Raw genomic sequence first — 1,373 nt, 5'->3', positions numbered from 1 at the left:
TTGTGCAACATGTGTAACCGCCCCAAGCGCAAGAGGGATTTTGAAGCTGATCTTGGCGCGTTGTCGGGTGCTGACATGTGTCCGGCCTCATGATGCGGCGCGATCCATGCCGCAGGGCCCGTATGGTGTTCGAAGGTCGGGTCCAGATCAAAGCCGCGTGCTCATAGGCACTCTGTTGCACACTGGTTTTCCCGATCCCGTCTCACAACTGTTGCGCCAAACTGCTCCTTGCCCTCCTCCGCTCCGACGTCCTCGCGATCTGCGGCGGCTTACGCCGCTGCGACCGGAGACTGGTAGATGCCACCCCGAGCCATCAAGGCCCAGACGATCCGCGCCATCTTGTTCGCCAAAGCCACCCGCACCAGCATCGGTGGCTTGCGCAACAGCAGGCTGCCCAGCCATGTTCCGGGCTGCGCTTCCTTGTGAACGTTACGTTTGATCACCACGCTGTTGGCGCCAATGATCAGCAGGCGTCGCAGGGATCGTTCGCCCATTCTGGTCGTTGCTCCGAGACGTTGCTTGCCGCCGGTCGAATGCTGCCGAGGCACAAGACCAAGCCAGGCGGCAAAGTCGCGTGCCTTGCGGAACGTCTCGGGTGGCGGCGCCAGAACAGCGATGGCCGTGGCAATCAGCGGCCCGATGCCCGGCACCGTCATCAGTCGCCGGGCGACGTCATTCTCCTTGGCGCGCCGGGTGATCTCGGCATCGAGCTTCCTGATCTCTGCCTCCAGATGCGTGAGTGCCGCGATCAAAGCCTTCAGCGTGGGGACGGCATCAGCAGGGAGAGCGCCATCCGGATCCTCCACGATCGCGATCAGCCGCGCAGCGTTGGCCGCTCCCTGTGGCACGATCTGACCGAACTCGGTCAGATGGCCGCGCAATGCGTTGATCGCCTGCGTGCGCTGCCGGATCAGCAACTCCCGGACCCGGAAGACCATTGCCGCGCCCTGCGTCTCTTCGCTCTTGACCGGAACAAAGCGCATGGTGGGTCGCATAGCCGCCTCGCAGATGGCCTCGGCGTCCGCCATGTCATTCTTCTGGCGCTTCACAAACGGCTTCACATAGGCCGGCGGGATCAGCCGCACCTCATGCCCCAGCTTGCCAATTTCCCGGCCCCAGAAGTGAGCGCCGCCACAGGCTTCCATCGCCACGACGCAAGAGGGCAGCTGGCTGAAAAACTCCAGCACCTGCCCTCGCCGTATCTTCTTGCGCAGAACGGCTCGTCCTGCGCCGTCAGTTCCATGCACCTGGAATACATTCTTCGCCAGATCGAGCCCGACCGTGATAATCTCCGACATGACCGCTCCCCTTTGTGGATCGTTGCAGACCCACCTTGGCACATCAGATGCCGTCGGGGGGCGGTCACATCATCA

Annotated in this window: 1 protein-coding gene; it reads right to left on the bottom strand. The window is 62.8% G+C overall.

Translation table 11 applies throughout. The features are described from left to right. Nucleotides 1-269: 269 nt before the first annotated feature. The gene (locus tag BUB57_RS16195; RefSeq protein ID WP_073068869.1) at nucleotides 270-1,298 is read right to left on the bottom strand and encodes an IS110 family RNA-guided transposase; all 1,029 of its coding nucleotides are present in this window, start codon (nucleotides 1,296-1,298) and stop codon (nucleotides 270-272) included. Between the last annotated feature and the right edge of the window lie 75 nt (nucleotides 1,299-1,373).

The organism is Paracoccus solventivorans, from assembly GCF_900142875.1.
Classification (GTDB): domain Bacteria; phylum Pseudomonadota; class Alphaproteobacteria; order Rhodobacterales; family Rhodobacteraceae; genus Paracoccus; species Paracoccus solventivorans.
This window is presented reverse-complemented; position numbering and strand designations above follow the sequence as displayed.

Coding starts and splice junctions, on each gene's coding strand:
- BUB57_RS16195 (WP_073068869.1), bottom strand. CDS start 1,298: ATGTCGGAGATTATCACGGTCGGGCTCGATCTGGCGAAGAATGTATTC.